We start from the raw sequence: 14,620 nt of genomic DNA, 5'->3' as shown, positions 1-14,620 counted from the left end.
CGACCGGGTGAGGGGGGGGGCACGATTGCGGAGCGAAAGAAGACCCCTCACCCCGGCCCTCTCCCCCACGGGGAGAGGGAGCAGAACGCAGCCTTTCCCCATTGGGAGAAGGGGCGGTCCCTTCTCCGACCGGGAAGGGAAGCTTACGCCGTGTAGAGCCGCGCGGGATCGAGCTCGCGCAGGATGGCGAGTTCGACATCGCTGGGCACTTCGGTCACCGGCACATCGGACGGCACCGGCAGATCGAAGCCGGTATTGTCCTTGATCGCCTGCGGCGTCACGCCCGGATGCAGCGCCACCACCGTCATCGCGCGGGTCTGCGCATCGAAGCCCATGATGCCGAGATCGGTGACGACGCGGAACATGCCGCCCGCCGGCAGGCCGGCCTTCGCCCGGCTGTCGCCGCCCTCGATGAAGCCCGGCGAGGTGATGAAGTCCACCTTCTCCACGAAGCGGCGCTTCTCGTGCTTCATGGCGACGATCATATCGGCCAGCGAGGCGATGTCGTTGCCGCCGCCGGTGCCGGGCAGGCGGATCTTCGGGTTGTCGGCATCGCCGATGAAGGACGAGTTGAGATTGCCGTAGCGGTCGATCTGCGCCCCGCCCATGAAGCCGACATCGACATAGCCGCGCTGGAGCATCAGCAGCACTTCGGTGATCGACACCAGCATGTTGGCGCGCCGCGTGCAACGCTGCTCATTGGTGGAGGGCGGCAGCTTGCCGGCCTCGACGAACGGGCCGATCACCCCGCCCTCGAACAGGATGGTAAGACCGGGTGCATGGGTCTTCTGCGCCAGGATCGCGGCGAGCAGCGGGATGCCGACGCCGGCGAACACCGTCTGCCCATCCTTCAGCAGGCGGGCGCTCATCACGCCGAGCAGTTCGGAGGCCGTATAGGCCGGCACGGCTGCAAGGGCGGGTGTGGTGCGTACGGGTTCAGTCGTCATAGATGCCACTCCCGCGACGCTGGGCGTCGAGCAACTCGGCCATGCCGATGCGGCTGAGATAGTCCGCCCAGTCCTTGGGCTCGTGATAGAAGCGCGCGAGATAGTCGGCGGCGCCCTTGTCGGGGTCCTTCGCGGTCATCTGCGCATAGAGGTCCATGTGCGAATAGAACGGCTCGTAGAGGCCGTAGCATTCATGCGGCGCCGAGCCGAACGGCACTTCCACGACGGCATCGACGGTGAAGAAGCCGATCTTGGTCTGGTCCGGATGCCGGCGCATCTGCTCGTTGGAGACGATGCGCTCGGTGGTCAGGATCACCTTGTTCGCCGCCATGGCGATGTCGATGTCCATGAAGGTCAGCCCGTCGAGCTGGGCATTGCCATAGGCATCGCAGCGCTGGACATGGATCAGCGCCACGTCCGGGTTCAGCGCCGGCACCAGCAACAGCTGTTCGCCGGTGAACGGGCATTCCATGGTCTTGGCGCCCGGCGCGCGGTCGACCACGCCCGAGCCCATCATCGAGCGCATCGGCATGAACGGCACGCCCATGGCGCCGGCGCGGTAGCGCAGGCCCATCGCCATGTGGCTCCATTCCTCGAAGGTGGCGCGCTTGCTCTCGGTATAGGCGCGCATCACCTTGGATACGCCCCACACGATGCCCTGGCTGAACCATGAGGTGATGACGTGCTGCGACAGGCCGGAGGCGTAGAGGATGTCGCCCTCGGTCGACATGATCGAGCGGGAGACCACGAGCCCCTGCTTCTGCGCCCGCACCAGCGCCCACAGCATCGCCATCGGCGTGCGTGAGGCGGTGCAGCCGCCCAGCGCCACCGAGGCGCCGTTGTCGACGAGCTTCGCGGCCTCTTCCAGCGACATCACCTTGTCGCGCAGGCTGCGGTCGCGCTCGCGGGTCTTCTGCCGGAGTTCGAGATAGGACTGGGTCACGCGCGCAAAATCTCCCTCACGCCAAATCTCCGTCAGGCCGCAATGGGCTCAAGCTGCCTGCGCGATGCCGACATCGCGGTTCAGGCGGGCGATCATTTCGTCGAAGATGGCGAGATGCCCGGTCAGCCCCTTCCAGAACGACTGGTGGCGGCGGCGATCGAAATCCTCCACCGAGACGCCCTGCTGCTCGACCCAGGTGTAGTAGCCGAGGTTGAACACACGCTGGCGGTCGCGGTGGTCGAGCTCCAGCACGTGGTCGGCGTCACCGCCGAGCAGATGCTGGCCGAAGGCTTCCGCCGCATCGATCTGGTCGAAGCGGCCGCCCTTGCGGGCTAGGTGGCCGGCGAGCTCGCTGGGATAGAGCTCCGAGCCGTCGGTCGCCACGGTGATGATCACGTCGTCTTCGGAGAGGTCGAGCTTGCGGGCGGTCTTGATCGCCGCCAGCACATTGCCGATGCCAGACAGGCCGAGGCCGGCGAGCCCCTTGATGGTCACATCATCCAGCCCGCGGCGATCCGCCAGATAGGCGCGGCCGGCATCCGAGCCGAACAGCAGCGCCAGATCGTCGGAGGCCACATCGGAGACGCCGGCGACGATATCGGTGTTGGTGACGTTGTGGATCAGCGGCACATGCTTGTCGCCGATACCCTGAATATTGTGCTCGCCGAAGCCGTTATAGAGCAGCGTCGGGCACTGGACCGGCTCCATGGCGACGATGCGGGCGCCGAACTCTTCCTTCAGTCTGTCGCCGGCCCCCAGCGTGCCGGCCGAACCCGTACCGGCGACGAAGGCGGCGAGGTTCAGCTTGCCGGAGGCGTTCAGCCCCTCGAACAGCCGGGCCGCCGCCGCGCCGGTGACGGCGTAGTGGCCGAGATAGTTCGGGAATTCGGAGAACTGGTTGAGAATGAAGTTGCCGGGGTCCTTCGCCATCACCGCGCAGGCGTCGTAGATCTCCTTGACGTTCGACTCGGTGCCGGGCGTGCGCACGATGTCGGACGGGTCGGTGACCCACTGCTCCAGCCAGTTGAAGCGCTCGGCGCTCATGCCGCCCGGCAGCACCGCGACGCCGTGGCAGCCGAGAATGCGCGAGATGGCGACGCCGCCACGGCAGTAATTGCCGGTGGAGGGCCACACCGCGCGATGATGCGTCGGATCGAAGGCGCCGGTGGCGAGCCGCGGGGCGAGGCAGGCATAGGCCGCCAGCACCTTGTGGGCATGGATCATCGGGAAGTGCCGGCCGAGCATCACCACGATGCGCGCCGGCACCCCGGTCACCGCGCTGGGCAACTCGATGAAGTCCGGCACGCTCACGCCGCCGAGGTCGCGGGCGTTGTTGTACCAGTGCACGCCGAACAGGTTGCGCGCGTCCGGGGCATTCTTGTCGGCGGCATCGGCGGCGGCGCGGGTGGCGGCCGGGATGGTCTCGGGGTCGGCGAGCTCGGAGAAACGCGGCAGCACGATGCCGCGCGCGCGCAGATGCGCGACGGTGCGGGCATAGATGCCGGAATCGACGACGGCGGACGGAAGCTCGAAGGGATTCATTCTCACGACCTGGTTGGGGCCGGCGCCACGCGCCATCGCCTTATTTCCCATGATACTAATGATAGTATCATTTTGGCAAATTCTTCTTTTGTATCACGCATATCATATCGAAAGGTAAGCTTCGCTCACCGTCGGGTCGGCCATCAGCTCGGCGGAGGCGCCGGCGCGCGCCACCTTGCCGTTCTCGACGATGTAGGCGCGGTGCGAGAGCTCGAAGGCGGTCATCACGTCCTGCTCGACCAGCAGGATGGTCTGGCCGCCCTTGTTGAGCTGGGTGAGCGCGCCGCTCAGATGCTCGACCATGCGCGGCGACAGGCCGAGCGAAAGCTCGTCGATCATCAGCAGTTTGGGCCGCGACATGATTCCGCGCCCGACCGCGCACATCTGCTGCTCGCCGCCGGACAGGGTGGTGGCGTCCTGGCGCTGGCGCTCGGCGAGGATGGGGAACAGTTCGAACACGTAAGCGAGGTCGCGGGCGATGTCGTCCTTGTCGCTGCGCAGATAGGCGCCGAGCAGCAGGTTGTCGCGCACGGTGAGGCCGCGAAACAGCCGTCGCCCCTCGGGCACATGGGCGATGCCGGCGGTCAGCACCGCGTCGGGCCGGGCGCCGCCAATGTCGCGGCCGTTAAAGCGAATGGTGCCCTCGCGCGGCGCCAACTGGCCGGAGATGGTGCGCAGCAGCGTCGATTTTCCGGCGCCGTTGGAGCCGACCAGCGCCACCACCTCGCCCTCGCGCACCGCGAGGTCCATGCCCCACAGTACCTGGATCTGGCCATAACCGGAGGTCACGCCGGAGAGTTCGAGCAGCGGTTCAGCCATGGTGCCGCTCCTTGAGCTTGGCCGCGTATTTCTGGCCGAGATAGGCCTCGATCACCCGCTCGTCGGCGACGATCTCGCGGCTCGGCCCGTCGGCGATCATCTGGCCGTGATGCAGCACCAGAAGGCGCTTCGACAGCGATAGCACCACCTTCATCAGGTGCTCGATGATCAGCACGGTGACGCCGCGCTCGGCGATGCTGCGGATGAGGGCGAGCGCGCCGTCGATCTCCGAGGAGTTGAGCCCGGCATTCACCTCGTCGAGCATCAGCACTTTGGGGTTCATCGCCAGGCTCTTGGCCAGTTCCAGCCGCTTGCGGGCGGCCAGCGCCAGCTGTGCCGCCGGCCTGTCGGCCAGCGGCGCGAGGCCGACGAAGTCGAGGCTGGTGCGTGCCATGTCGCGCGCGTCGCCGACCGACGCGGCGCCGCCGCCGAACAGCGCGCCGGCGGTGACGTTCTCCAGCACCGTCATCTGCGGGAAGGGCTGGACGATCTGGAAGGTGCGCGCCAGCCCGCGCCGCGCCGCCTCATGCGGCTTCTGCGCCGCCACGTCCTTGCCCTCGAACAGGATGCTGCCCGAGGACGGCCGCAGATTGCCGGTGACGACATTGACCAGCGTGGTCTTGCCGGCGCCGTTGGGCCCGATCAGCCCGACCACCTCGCCGGGCTGGAGCGCGAAGGACACGTCGGTCAGCGCCTTCAGCCCGCCGAAGGTCTTCGACACGCCGTCGAGCTTCAGGATGGCATCGCCGGTTGTGGAGGTGCTCATGCGGCGCCTCCCGACTTCGCGCGGCGGCGCAGGTGCAGGCTGAGCAGCCCGCCCGGCAGGAAGAACACCAAGAGCACGATGACCACGCCGAGAATAGCGCGGTTCCAGTCGAGGAAATTGGCCCAGAACACCTCTTCGAGCAGCACGAAGGCGGCGGCGCCGAGGAACGGCCCGGCCAGCGTGCCGGCGCCGCCGAGCATCGCCATCACCGGCACCTTCACCGTCATCAGGATCTGGAACGACTCCGTCGGGTCGATGTAGCCGGTCCACGAGGCATAGGCGGCGCCCGCGGCGGCGCAGAAGATCGCTGACAGCGTGTAGGCGGCGACCTTGTAGCGGGTGGTGTCGATGCCGACCATGGCGGCGGCATCCTCGTTCTGGTGGATGCAGCGCAGGCCGAAGCCGAGCCGGGCGCGATCCACCAGGAAGGTGGCGATCAGGCTCAGCACCAGGATGCCGAGCATCACGAACAGGAAGAAGCGCATCAACTCTTCCGGCGGCCAGTGCAGCAGCGGCAGGTTCAGCCCGTCGCCGCCGCCGGTCAGGCTCGACCAGGACGAGACCACCAGCCGGCACACTTCCACCACGGCGATGGAGCCGATGGCGAAATAATGCCCCCTCAGCCGCAGGATGATCGCGCCCAGCAGCGCCGCGAACACGCCGACCATCAGCGTGGCGATCAGCCAGGCGGCGATCATCGGCACGCCGGCGCGCTGGCAGATGGCGCCGACATAGCAGCCGAGCCCGAAGAAGGCGGCGGTGGAGAAGGAGGGATAGCCGGTGAAGCCGCCGATGAAGTTCCACGAGGTGGCGAGCGCGCCATACATGGCGACGATGGCGGCGGTGCGCACCACGTAATTATCGGCATAGAGCGGCGTGGTCGCCAGCACCAATATGCCAGCGGCGAGAAGGAGATAGGCGAGGGGCCCGGATTTCATTCATACCCCCTGACGCCGACGAGGCCGGTGGGACGGGTGAGCAGGATGATCAGCATCAGCGCGAAGCCGGCGGTGATCGCCTGCTGCGGGCCGAACCAGTGGCCGGCGAGGCTTTCCACCAGCCCGAGCACCAGCCCGCCGACCAGCGCGCCCGGCACCGAGCCGAGGCCGCCGACCACGCAGACCACGAAGGCCTTGCCGAGATAGGTGCCGGTGACATTGGTGGTGATCGGGAAGATCGAGGCGAACACTACCCCCGCGACGCCGGCCATCAGCGCGCCGATGCCGAAGGTGATGGCGTAGATGCGCTCGGTGCGGATGCCCATCAGCTCGGCCGCCGAGCGGTCCATGCGCACCGCCACGATGGCGCGGCCGATATTGGAGCCGCGCATCACCGCGTAGAGCAGCAGCGTCAGCGCCAGCGCGAGGGCGGTGCCGAACAGCCGGTCCACCGGCAGCGTCACCGGCCCGAGGCTGACGGCGCCGAGATCCAGCGTCACCCGGCGCGGCGTCGCCGTGAACCAGTAGGTCATGACGTTGTAGAGGATCATGTCGAGGCCGAAGGTCAGCGTCAGCGTGGTGAGCACCGGCGCGCTGACCACCCGGTTGATCACCAGCTTCTGCAGCGCGAAGCCCAGCGCGAACAGCAGGGCGCCGACCACCGGCAGCATGACGATCGGGTGGATGCCCCAGGCGTGCCAGGCGAAATAGGTGAGGTAGCCGCCGAGGATGATGAAGGAACCGTGGAGCATGTTGATCACGTTCAACACCCCCCACACCAGCGAGAAGCCGACGGCGAGGCAGGCATAGAGCGCGCCCAGCATCAGCCCGTTGGCGAGGATCTGCGAATAGATGGCCATCGGTCAGGCGTTGCTCCCCAACATGGTCATGATGCATGCGGCCATGACGTCTCCTCGGCCGATTGGGCGATGCGGGATCAGCTTCATGGCGCTCTCTCGAAAATCTGGCGTTCGTTTCCCTCTCCCCATTGGGGAGAGGTGGCCCGCGCAGCGGGGCGGTGAGGGGGACGACATTGCGGAGCCTTGGAGCGCCCGCCCCCTCACCCCACCCCTCTCCATCGACATCGGATGTATCCGATGTCGACCTCTCCCCGCACGGAACCCGGCAACAGCCGAGTTCCGTGCGGGGAGAGGGAGAAGGTAAGGGACTTCGCCGGTTGCGCCGGCATGAAGCCGACATTCTGGCGAAGCGGGGTGAAGTTGGCCGGCGGACCAGAGGGGGGTCTGTCAGCGTCCGCCGGCCTCTTCACGCGGCGGGACGGTGCCCGCGCCGCGTGCAAGCGATCCCTGCCGCGCTCCTCACTTCGGCATGGCGATGAGGTCGGCGTTCTTGATGTCCGCCGGGGCGAGCACCTTGATGGTCTCGCCCTGCACCTGGATGATCGGCAGTTCGCGGGTGAGGTTCATGCCGGTCGGGCCGAACTTGATCGGGCCGTAGAAGGTCTGGATGTCGGTGGCCGCGATGGCGTCGCGCAGCTTGGCCTTGTCGAGCGAGCCGGTGCGGGCCAGCGCGTCGGCGATCACCTCGCCGGCGGCGGCGCAGGAGCCGTGCACATAGTCCGGGTCGGCGCCGCCGGTCTTGGCCTGGAAGTCCTTGTAGAAATCGGCGGTCGCCGGCCACACGCCCTGGCCGGTATAGTTGGTGGCGTGGTGCCACCAGCTCGACGAGGTGACGCCGTCGGCCAGCTTGCCGAGCCCCTCGGTGAATTCCTTGTAGGACGGGCCGGTCACCATGGTGACGATCGGCGCGGTGACGCCGAGGTCCTGCATCTGCTTGCGGGCGAGGATCAGGTCCTGAGTGTAGCCGGTGATGTAGATCCAGTCCGGCTTGGCCGCCTTGATCGAGGACAGCGCCGCGGCGTGGTCCATGGTGCCTACGGGATAGAGCTCCTTATAGGCGACGGTCAGGCCCTGCGCTTCCGCCGCCTTGGCGATGCCCTCGGCCATCGATTTGGGGAACACGTCGTCGCGGCCGAGCACGGCGATGGTCTTGGTCTCCGGGAACTTCTCCTTGAACATCTTCACCATGGCGGTGGTCATGCCGCCATTGGGGGAGAGCGTGCCGAACAGGTGCTTCAGGCTCTGGTCGAACACGCTTTCGGAGGAGGCGACGCAGGCGATGGTCGGCACCTGGTAGCGCTCGCCGACGCCGCCGACGATCTTGGTGTGGCCGGAGCCGAACGGCGCGAACAGGAACTGCACCTTGTCGTCGTTGATCAGCTTTTCGGCGAGCTGCGAGGCGCGCTGGCCCTCCGACTGGTAGTCGTATTCGATCAGCTCCACCTTCATGGTCTTGTCGCCGACCTTCAGGCCGCCGGCGGCGTTGACCTTCTCCACCCACATCTTCCAGACGAGGTCCTGCTTCTTGCCCTCATCGGCGAGGCCGCCGGTGAGCGCCAGCGGCGCGCCGATCTTGATCACTTCCTGCGCGAGGGCCGGAGCCGCCGCGGTGCCGGCGAGCGCGGCGATCAGCGCCGCCGCCAGCAGGCCGGTGCGGCGCGAGGGGGAGAGGGCGCGGCGGCGAGGATCTCGTTCGAACATGTGCCTGTTCCTGTGCTCTGGGCAGTGGGTGCTGTGGGCGGCGAAGATCGCGCCCTGCTCGGAGGCCGTTCATGCGCGGTGCCATCAGGTGGAGGAGGTCGCTTCCACCCTGATGGTATGGTGTGCTATGTAACCATACCAATCGAGGTGAATTCCTCAATCCGTCACGTAACTTAAGGGTGCGCGAATTTTATGCGTCGCCTGCCTCTCCTGGCGGCAGTTCCGTGCCGCCGGTGCCCGCCGGGCGATCATGGACGGCGCCGTTGCAGGCATGGCATGGTCGTTGCTCGCCGGGCTGCCGGCAGGGTCGCGGCGCGCCGGCCCGGCCGTTGCCGATCCACTCGTCTCCTCCCGCGGTCCGGCGGGCGGCTTCCTTGCCTTTCCTCCGGCCCCGGGCCGGCGTCCTCGCTTCAGGTGACTTCATGGAATTTTCCGGCTCGCACCGCATCGCCTCCCCCCGCGCCGCCGTCTGGGCGGCGCTCAACGATCCCGAGGTGCTGCGCCAGTGCACGCCGGGCTGCCAGGAGGTGGTGCAGGTCTCGCCGACCGAGTTCACCGCGAAGATGGTGTTGAAGATCGGTCCGATGAAGGTCGCCTTTGCCGGCAACGTCACGCTGACCGAGCTGGATCCGCCGGCCTCCTGCCGCATCGTCGGCGAGGGACAGGGCGGGGTGGCCGGCTTCGCCAAGGGCTCCTCGCTGGTGCGGCTCGACGAGGAGGGGGAGGAGACGGTGCTGACCTATCAGACCGAGGCCAAGGTGGGCGGAAAGATCGCCCAGCTCGGCGCGCGTCTGATCGACGGCACCGTGAAGAAGCTGACCGGCGAGTTCTTCACCGCCTTCGCCGCGGTGGTGGCGCCGGTGCCCGAGCCCGCCGAGGCAGCGGCGGGCGAGGCCTGATCCATCGTCTACATGCCGACAAGCGTTGCCTTGTGACGCGTCGCCTGAATCCGGGAGAGGTTCGATGCGAGACGTGACTTTGACCATCAACGGCGCGCCGGTCTCGGTCGCCGTCGACGAGCGCACTTTGCTCGTCCAGCTGATCCGCGACGATCTGCGGCTCACCGGCACCCATGTCGGCTGCGACACCAGCCAGTGCGGCGCCTGCAACGTGCTGGTCGACGGCGAGGCGGTGAAGGCCTGCGCCGTGCTGGCGATGCAGGCGGAGGGCGCCGAGGTCGTCACCGTCGAGGGGCTGGCGGCGGGCGAGACGCTGCACCCGATGCAGGCGGCGTTCCGCGAGCATCACGGCCTGCAATGCGGCTTCTGCACGCCGGGCATGATCGTCGCCGGCATCGACATGGTGCGCCGCCTCGGCCCGCAGCTCGACGCCGCGACGGTGCGCGCGGAGCTGGAAGGCAATCTGTGCCGCTGCACCGGCTACCACAACATCGTCAAGGCCATCCAGGCCGGCGCGCTGGCGATGGCGGGAGCGGTGCCCGGCTCCGGCGCCGTGCCGGTCGCGGCCGAGTGAGAGGAGCGGGAGATGTTCGCCTTCGCCTATCACCGCCCGTCCGAGCTTGCCGATGCGCTGGCGGCGCTGGCCGCCTCCGAGGAGGCCAAGCCGCTCGCCGGCGGCCAGACGCTGATCCCGACGCTGAAGCAGCGCCTCGCCAGCCCGTCCGATCTCGTCGACCTGTCGGGGGTGACGGCGCTGAAGGGCATCACGCTTCACGACGACGCCCTCGTCATCGGCGCGATGGCGCGCCATGTCGAGGTGGCGACCTCGCCGGTCGTCGTCGCCCATTTGCCGGCGCTGGCGGCGCTGGCCGGGCTGATCGGCGATCCGGCGGTGCGCAATCGCGGCACGCTCGGCGGCTCCATCGCCAATAACGATCCTTCCGCCGACTATCCCGCCGCCTGCCTCGCTCTCGCCGCCACCATCGTCACCGACCGGCGCGAACTGCTGGCGGCCGCGTTCTTCACCGGCCTGTTCGAGACGGCGTTGCAGCCGGGCGAGATCGTCACTGCCGTGCGCTTCCCGCTCGGCGGCGAGGGCACGTATGAGAAATACCCCAACCCCGCCTCGCGCTATGCCATGGCCGGCGTGTTCGTCTGGCGCGGGGGCGACGAGATCCGCGTCGCCGTCACCGGCGCCAGCCAGGGCGGCGTGTTCCGCTGGGCGGAGGCCGAGGCGGCATTGGCGGCGGAGTTTAGCCCCGCCGCGCTGGATGGCCTCAAGCCGGAGGCCGACGACATGATCGCCGATATCCACGGCTCCGGCGCCTATCGGGCGCAACTCGTCGCGGTGATGGCCAGGCGGGCGGTGGCGAGGCTGGCCGCGGCGCGCTAGATCAGCCGCAGCACATCAGCGGAGGCGCGCCATGGCCGCGACGATCTACGGCATCAAGAACTGCGACACCATGAAGAAGGCGCGCGCCTGGCTCGACCAGCACGGCGTCGCCTATGGCTTCCACGACTACAAGGCGGCCGGCATCGATCGCGAGCGACTCGGCGGCTGGGTGAAGCAGCTCGGCTGGGAAGTGCTGCTCAACCGCGCCGGCACCACCTTCCGCGCGTTGCCCGAGGCCGAGAAGCAGAACCTCGACGCGCCGAAGGCGATGGCGCTGATGCTGGCGCAGCCCTCGATGATCAAGCGCCCGGTGCTGGAGGCCGACGACAAACTGATCGTCGGCTTCAAGCCGGAGATCTACGCGGCGGAGTTTTCCAAGTAGCGGCGCTGCTCCCTCTTTCCGTAGGGGTGAGGGGTCTTCGACGCCTCCCAATGGTGTCTCCCCTCACCGACCCGCTGAGCGGGCCACCTCTCCCCAGCGGGGAGAGGGAAGGAAGATGAGGCGTTCCACCCGTATAAAATAGGTTCTGCCCATTCCGCCTGACATGGCGAGGTTCCGTGGCCCCCTCTCCCCGCCGGGGAGAGGGGAGAAGGGTCTTCGACGCCTCCCAATGGTGTCTCCCCTCACCGACCCGCTGCGCGGGCCACCTCTGCCCAGCGGGGAGAGGGAAGGAAGATGAGGCGTTCCACCCGTATAAAGTCGGATCTGCCCATTCCGCCTGACATGGCGAGGTTCCGTGGCCCCCTCTCCCCGCCGGGGAGAGGGGTGGGGTGAGGGGTCTTCGACCCTCGCCGACTGCGTGTCGCGCCGATCCGCGCCCCCCGGACAAAGAGCGGCCGGCCGGCCCGGACACTCCGCATGAGAGTGCCGGTATCGGCCGTTCCCACCGTCCGCCTCTTGATAAGCCGCGCCATCCCTGCCACATCCGGCGCCATGAACGCTCCGTCCAACGCTCCGTCCAACGCCCTCTCGAATTCCGCGGCCTCGCCCATCGCGCTCGAAGTCGCGCGCCGGCGCACCTTCGCGATCATCTCGCACCCGGATGCCGGCAAGACCACGCTGACCGAAAAGCTGCTGCTGTTCGGCGGCGCGATCCAGCTCGCCGGCCAGGTGCGCGCCAAGAAGGACCGGCGCTCGACCCGCTCGGACTGGATGGCGATCGAGCGCGAGCGCGGCATCTCGGTCGCCACCTCGGTGATGACCTTCGAATTCGCCGGTCACGTGTTCAACCTTCTGGACACGCCGGGCCATGAGGACTTCTCGGAGGACACCTACCGCACGCTGACCGCCGTCGATGCGGCGGTGATGGTGATCGACGCCGCCAAGGGCATCGAGGCGCGCACGCGCAAGCTGCTCGAAGTGTGCCGGCTGCGCGACATCCCGATCATCACCTTCATCAACAAGATGGATCGCGAGAGCCGCGACCCGTTCGAGATCCTCGACGAGATCGAGAAGACGCTGGCGCTCGACACCACGCCGATGACCTGGCCGGTGGGGCGCGGGCGCGATTTCGTCGGCACCATGGACATCGCCACCGGCGGCATGCGGCTGCTCGACGGCGACGAGGGCAAGACCGGCCCGTTGCGCGACATGAGCATGGCGGCGATTGCCGGGCTGAATAAGTCGCTCGACGAGGCGGCGCTCACCGAGGAACTCGGGCTGGTGCGCGAGGGCTGCAACCCGTTCGAGCTCGACAGCTTCCTCGAAGGTCATCTCACCCCGGTCTATTTCGGCTCGGCGCTGCGCAATTTCGGCGTCGGTGACCTTCTGGAGGGCCTCGGCAAATATGCCCCGCCGCCGCGGGCGCAGGATGCCGACAAGCGCCGGGTCGAGGCCGAGGAGCCGCGCATGACGGCTTTCGTGTTCAAGATCCAGGCGAACATGGACCCCAACCACCGCGACCGCATCGCCTTCGCCCGGCTGTGCTCGGGCAAGCTGTCGCGCGGCATGAAGGCGAAGCTGGTGCGCACCGGCAAGCCGATGAGCCTGTCGACGCCGCAATTCTTCTTCGCGCAGGACCGCCAGCTGGCCGAGGAGGCCTATGCCGGCGACGTGGTCGGCATTCCCAATCACGGCAATCTGCGCATCGGCGACACGCTGACCGAGGGCGAGGAGATCAACTTCGTCGGCGTGCCGAGCTTCGCGCCGGAAATCCTTCGCCGGGTGAAGCTCGCCGACGCCATGAAGGCCAAGAAGCTGAAGCAGGCACTGCAGGAGATGGCGGAAGAGGGCGTGGTGCAGGTGTTCCGTCCCAATGACGGCTCGCCGGCACTGGTCGGCGTGGTCGGCCCGCTGCAGCTCGACGTGCTGAAGAACCGGCTCGATGCCGAATACAGCCTGGACGTCGGCTTCGACATGAGCGAGTTCCAGCTGGCGCGCTGGGTGTCCTGCACGGAGCCCAAGAAGCTCGATGATTTCATCGCCGGCAACCGCTCCTCCATGGCGGAGGATCTCGACGGCGACCCGGTGTTCCTCGCCTCCTCGGCGTTCATGATCGGCTACACCGGCGAGCGCTGGCCGGGCATCGTCTTCACCGACATCAAGGACGTGAAGAAGAAGGCCGCGTGATCATCCCCGCCTCGCCGGCGTCTTGCCCGGCGAGCGCGGTGCGGTCGCGCCCGCCCCGCTTGGCCTTGTAGAGCATCTGGTCGGCGGCGTTCAGGGTCGCCTCGAAGTCGCGTCCGGTCGCCTGCCCATGCGCGACGCCGGCGCTCGCGGTGCAGGCCATGCCGAGTTCGGCCATCGCCAGCTGGGCGAAGCTCGTGCGCACCGCCTCGGCATGGGCGAGGGCGGTCTGCGGCCCGATGTCGCCGAGCACCAGGGCGAACTCCTCGCCGCCGAGCCGCGCCGCGAGCTGGCCCTTGCCGAGATGCTGGCGCAGCGCGCGGGCGAACAGCGCGATCACCCGGTCGCCGGTGGCATGGCCGCGCGCATCGTTGATCGCCTTGAAGTGGTCGATGTCGAACAGGATGACGGCGATCTCGCGCCCCATCGCCATGGCGCCGACCATGTCGAACAGCGCCCGGCGGTTGAACAGGCCGGTGAGCGGATCGGTCATGGCGTCGCGCTTGTGCAGCTGCGTCATGCGGCTCTGGTTGAGGATCATCGTCATCGCCCCGACGCCGGGGATGCCGATGACGGCGGAGATGACATTCAGGTGCTCCGCCCAGTTGGAGGGCGCGCCGTCCAGCACCAGCCGGCCCTCGAGCACCAGTACCGCCCCGCACAGCACGAAGGTGGAGCCGATGAAGAGGTAGAAGCCGCACAGGCCGGCGATGGCGACCGGCGCGTCCTGCCGCGCGCGCCAGTATTCGCCTGCGATCAGCGCGATGATCGTGGCCGCCGCTGCATTGAAGAGAATGGCGCTGATCCCGTCATAGCCGCCGCTGATCGGCGGCAGCACGATGGCGAGGCTGATCGCCGCGACGCTCACCGCGTGCGGCCAGGGTGGCCGGCCGGTGCGAAACTGGCGGGCCGCGCCATAGAGCACGCCGAGCGCCACCATCAGGAAGCCGAAGCCGATGCACAGCAGCAGCGGCTGCGGGTCGTTCGCATAGGCGGCATAGGTGAAGGCGTGGCAGACGACGAGCAGGGCGCCGATCGCGCAGGTCAGCAGATAGCGGTCGGCCCGCGCCGTCATCCATGCGGTGAACAGCAGCGCCGACAGGCAGACGGCGGAAAAGCCGATGGCGACGAGCAAGGACGGGTAGTCGAGCAGCATGATGGGTCCGAGGTCGGGTCTCCGGTCGATCGTCGCGCCGACGAGGGGCCGCGATCTTAGCACCGTCGGCACGGCTGTGGAGCGCGGCGC

At 68.0% G+C, this 14,620-nt stretch carries 14 protein-coding genes; 5 read left to right on the top strand and 9 right to left on the bottom strand.

Translation table 11 applies throughout. The features are described 5' to 3' along the window. Positions 1-143: 143 nt before the first annotated feature. The 8 genes from KHC24_RS12080 to KHC24_RS12045 all read right to left on the bottom strand — a co-directional run bounded on the left by KHC24_RS12080 (position 144) and on the right by KHC24_RS12045 (position 8,516). Entirely contained in the window at positions 144-947 is an 804-nt protein-coding gene (locus KHC24_RS12080; RefSeq protein WP_213363526.1) for a CoA-transferase subunit beta, read from the bottom strand. Next, positions 937-1,821 carry a CoA transferase subunit A gene (locus KHC24_RS12075; protein ID WP_213363890.1) on the bottom strand — a complete coding sequence of 295 codons (885 nt, stop codon included), beginning with the start codon at positions 1,819-1,821 and terminating at the stop codon, positions 937-939. The genes KHC24_RS12080 and KHC24_RS12075 overlap by 11 nt, the downstream gene beginning before the upstream one ends. 117 nt (positions 1,822-1,938) lie before the next feature. Next, positions 1,939-3,432, bottom strand: coding sequence for a pyridoxal-phosphate dependent enzyme (locus KHC24_RS12070; protein WP_213363525.1), 1,494 nt, complete (start codon positions 3,430-3,432; stop codon positions 1,939-1,941). 102 nt (positions 3,433-3,534) lie between these two features. Next, positions 3,535-4,251: an ABC transporter ATP-binding protein gene (locus KHC24_RS12065; RefSeq protein ID WP_213363524.1), complete on the bottom strand. Its 717-nt coding sequence runs from the start codon at positions 4,249-4,251 to the stop codon at positions 3,535-3,537. Continuing rightward, on the bottom strand, positions 4,244-5,017 hold the full coding sequence (locus KHC24_RS12060) for an ABC transporter ATP-binding protein (RefSeq protein WP_213363523.1): 774 nt from the start codon (positions 5,015-5,017) through the stop codon (positions 4,244-4,246). The genes KHC24_RS12065 and KHC24_RS12060 overlap by 8 nt, the downstream gene beginning before the upstream one ends. After that, entirely contained in the window at positions 5,014-5,955 is a 942-nt protein-coding gene (locus KHC24_RS12055) for a branched-chain amino acid ABC transporter permease (RefSeq protein WP_213363522.1), read from the bottom strand. Before KHC24_RS12055 ends, KHC24_RS12060 begins: the two co-directional genes overlap by 4 nt. Beyond that, a complete protein-coding gene (locus tag KHC24_RS12050; protein WP_213363521.1) occupies positions 5,952-6,815 on the bottom strand; it encodes a branched-chain amino acid ABC transporter permease in 864 nt (287 codons plus the stop codon). Before KHC24_RS12050 ends, KHC24_RS12055 begins: the two co-directional genes overlap by 4 nt. 459 nt (positions 6,816-7,274) lie before the next feature. Further along, on the bottom strand, positions 7,275-8,516 hold the full coding sequence (locus KHC24_RS12045) for an amino acid ABC transporter substrate-binding protein (protein WP_213363520.1): 1,242 nt from the start codon (positions 8,514-8,516) through the stop codon (positions 7,275-7,277). A gap of 422 nt (positions 8,517-8,938) precedes the next feature. Here KHC24_RS12045 and KHC24_RS12040 point away from each other — a divergent pair, with 422 nt between their 5' ends. From KHC24_RS12040 to KHC24_RS12020, 5 genes are all read left to right on the top strand, one after another. Next, on the top strand, positions 8,939-9,415 hold the full coding sequence (locus KHC24_RS12040; RefSeq protein ID WP_213363519.1) for an SRPBCC family protein: 477 nt from the start codon (positions 8,939-8,941) through the stop codon (positions 9,413-9,415). Positions 9,416-9,479: 64 nt separating this feature from the next. After that, positions 9,480-9,989 carry a (2Fe-2S)-binding protein gene (locus tag KHC24_RS12035; RefSeq protein ID WP_213363518.1) on the top strand — a complete coding sequence of 170 codons (510 nt, stop codon included), beginning with the start codon at positions 9,480-9,482 and terminating at the stop codon, positions 9,987-9,989. Between the two features lie 12 nt (positions 9,990-10,001). Then, positions 10,002-10,808: an FAD binding domain-containing protein gene (locus tag KHC24_RS12030; RefSeq protein ID WP_213363517.1), complete on the top strand. Its 807-nt coding sequence runs from the start codon at positions 10,002-10,004 to the stop codon at positions 10,806-10,808. Between the two features lie 31 nt (positions 10,809-10,839). Next, positions 10,840-11,190, top strand: coding sequence for an ArsC family reductase (locus tag KHC24_RS12025; protein ID WP_213363516.1), 351 nt, complete (start codon positions 10,840-10,842; stop codon positions 11,188-11,190). Positions 11,191-11,742: 552 nt separating this feature from the next. Beyond that, on the top strand, positions 11,743-13,377 hold the full coding sequence (locus KHC24_RS12020; protein ID WP_213363515.1) for a peptide chain release factor 3: 1,635 nt from the start codon (positions 11,743-11,745) through the stop codon (positions 13,375-13,377). Here KHC24_RS12020 and KHC24_RS12015 read toward each other — a convergent pair. Then, positions 13,349-14,530: a GGDEF domain-containing protein gene (locus KHC24_RS12015; RefSeq protein ID WP_213363514.1), complete on the bottom strand. Its 1,182-nt coding sequence runs from the start codon at positions 14,528-14,530 to the stop codon at positions 13,349-13,351. The two genes, KHC24_RS12020 and KHC24_RS12015, sit on opposite strands and share 29 nt — an antisense overlap. Between the last annotated feature and the right edge of the window lie 90 nt (positions 14,531-14,620).

It is taken from the genome of Ancylobacter defluvii, assembly GCF_018390605.1.
Taxonomy (GTDB): Bacteria; Pseudomonadota; Alphaproteobacteria; order Rhizobiales; family Xanthobacteraceae; genus Ancylobacter; species Ancylobacter defluvii.
The sequence above is the reverse complement of the archived record's forward strand: the minus strand, read 5'-3'. Positions and strand labels throughout refer to the sequence as shown.

Bases quoted from the DNA above. Each gene is read 5' to 3' on its own strand.
- KHC24_RS12080 (WP_213363526.1), bottom strand. From the start codon at position 947: ATGACGACTGAACCCGTACGCACCACACCCGCCCTTGCAGCCGTGCCG.
- KHC24_RS12075 (WP_213363890.1), bottom strand. From the start codon at position 1,821: ATGTCGCTGGAAGAGGCCGCGAAGCTCGTCGACAACGGCGCCTCGGTG.
- KHC24_RS12070 (WP_213363525.1), bottom strand. From the start codon at position 3,432: ATGAATCCCTTCGAGCTTCCGTCCGCCGTCGTCGATTCCGGCATCTAT.
- KHC24_RS12065 (WP_213363524.1), bottom strand. From the start codon at position 4,251: ATGGCTGAACCGCTGCTCGAACTCTCCGGCGTGACCTCCGGTTATGGC.
- KHC24_RS12060 (WP_213363523.1), bottom strand. From the start codon at position 5,017: ATGAGCACCTCCACAACCGGCGATGCCATCCTGAAGCTCGACGGCGTG.
- KHC24_RS12055 (WP_213363522.1), bottom strand. From the start codon at position 5,955: ATGAAATCCGGGCCCCTCGCCTATCTCCTTCTCGCCGCTGGCATATTG.
- KHC24_RS12050 (WP_213363521.1), bottom strand. From the start codon at position 6,815: ATGGCCATCTATTCGCAGATCCTCGCCAACGGGCTGATGCTGGGCGCG.
- KHC24_RS12045 (WP_213363520.1), bottom strand. From the start codon at position 8,516: ATGTTCGAACGAGATCCTCGCCGCCGCGCCCTCTCCCCCTCGCGCCGC.
- KHC24_RS12040 (WP_213363519.1), top strand. From the start codon at position 8,939: ATGGAATTTTCCGGCTCGCACCGCATCGCCTCCCCCCGCGCCGCCGTC.
- KHC24_RS12035 (WP_213363518.1), top strand. From the start codon at position 9,480: ATGCGAGACGTGACTTTGACCATCAACGGCGCGCCGGTCTCGGTCGCC.
- KHC24_RS12030 (WP_213363517.1), top strand. From the start codon at position 10,002: ATGTTCGCCTTCGCCTATCACCGCCCGTCCGAGCTTGCCGATGCGCTG.
- KHC24_RS12025 (WP_213363516.1), top strand. From the start codon at position 10,840: ATGGCCGCGACGATCTACGGCATCAAGAACTGCGACACCATGAAGAAG.
- KHC24_RS12020 (WP_213363515.1), top strand. From the start codon at position 11,743: ATGAACGCTCCGTCCAACGCTCCGTCCAACGCCCTCTCGAATTCCGCG.
- KHC24_RS12015 (WP_213363514.1), bottom strand. From the start codon at position 14,530: ATGCTGCTCGACTACCCGTCCTTGCTCGTCGCCATCGGCTTTTCCGCC.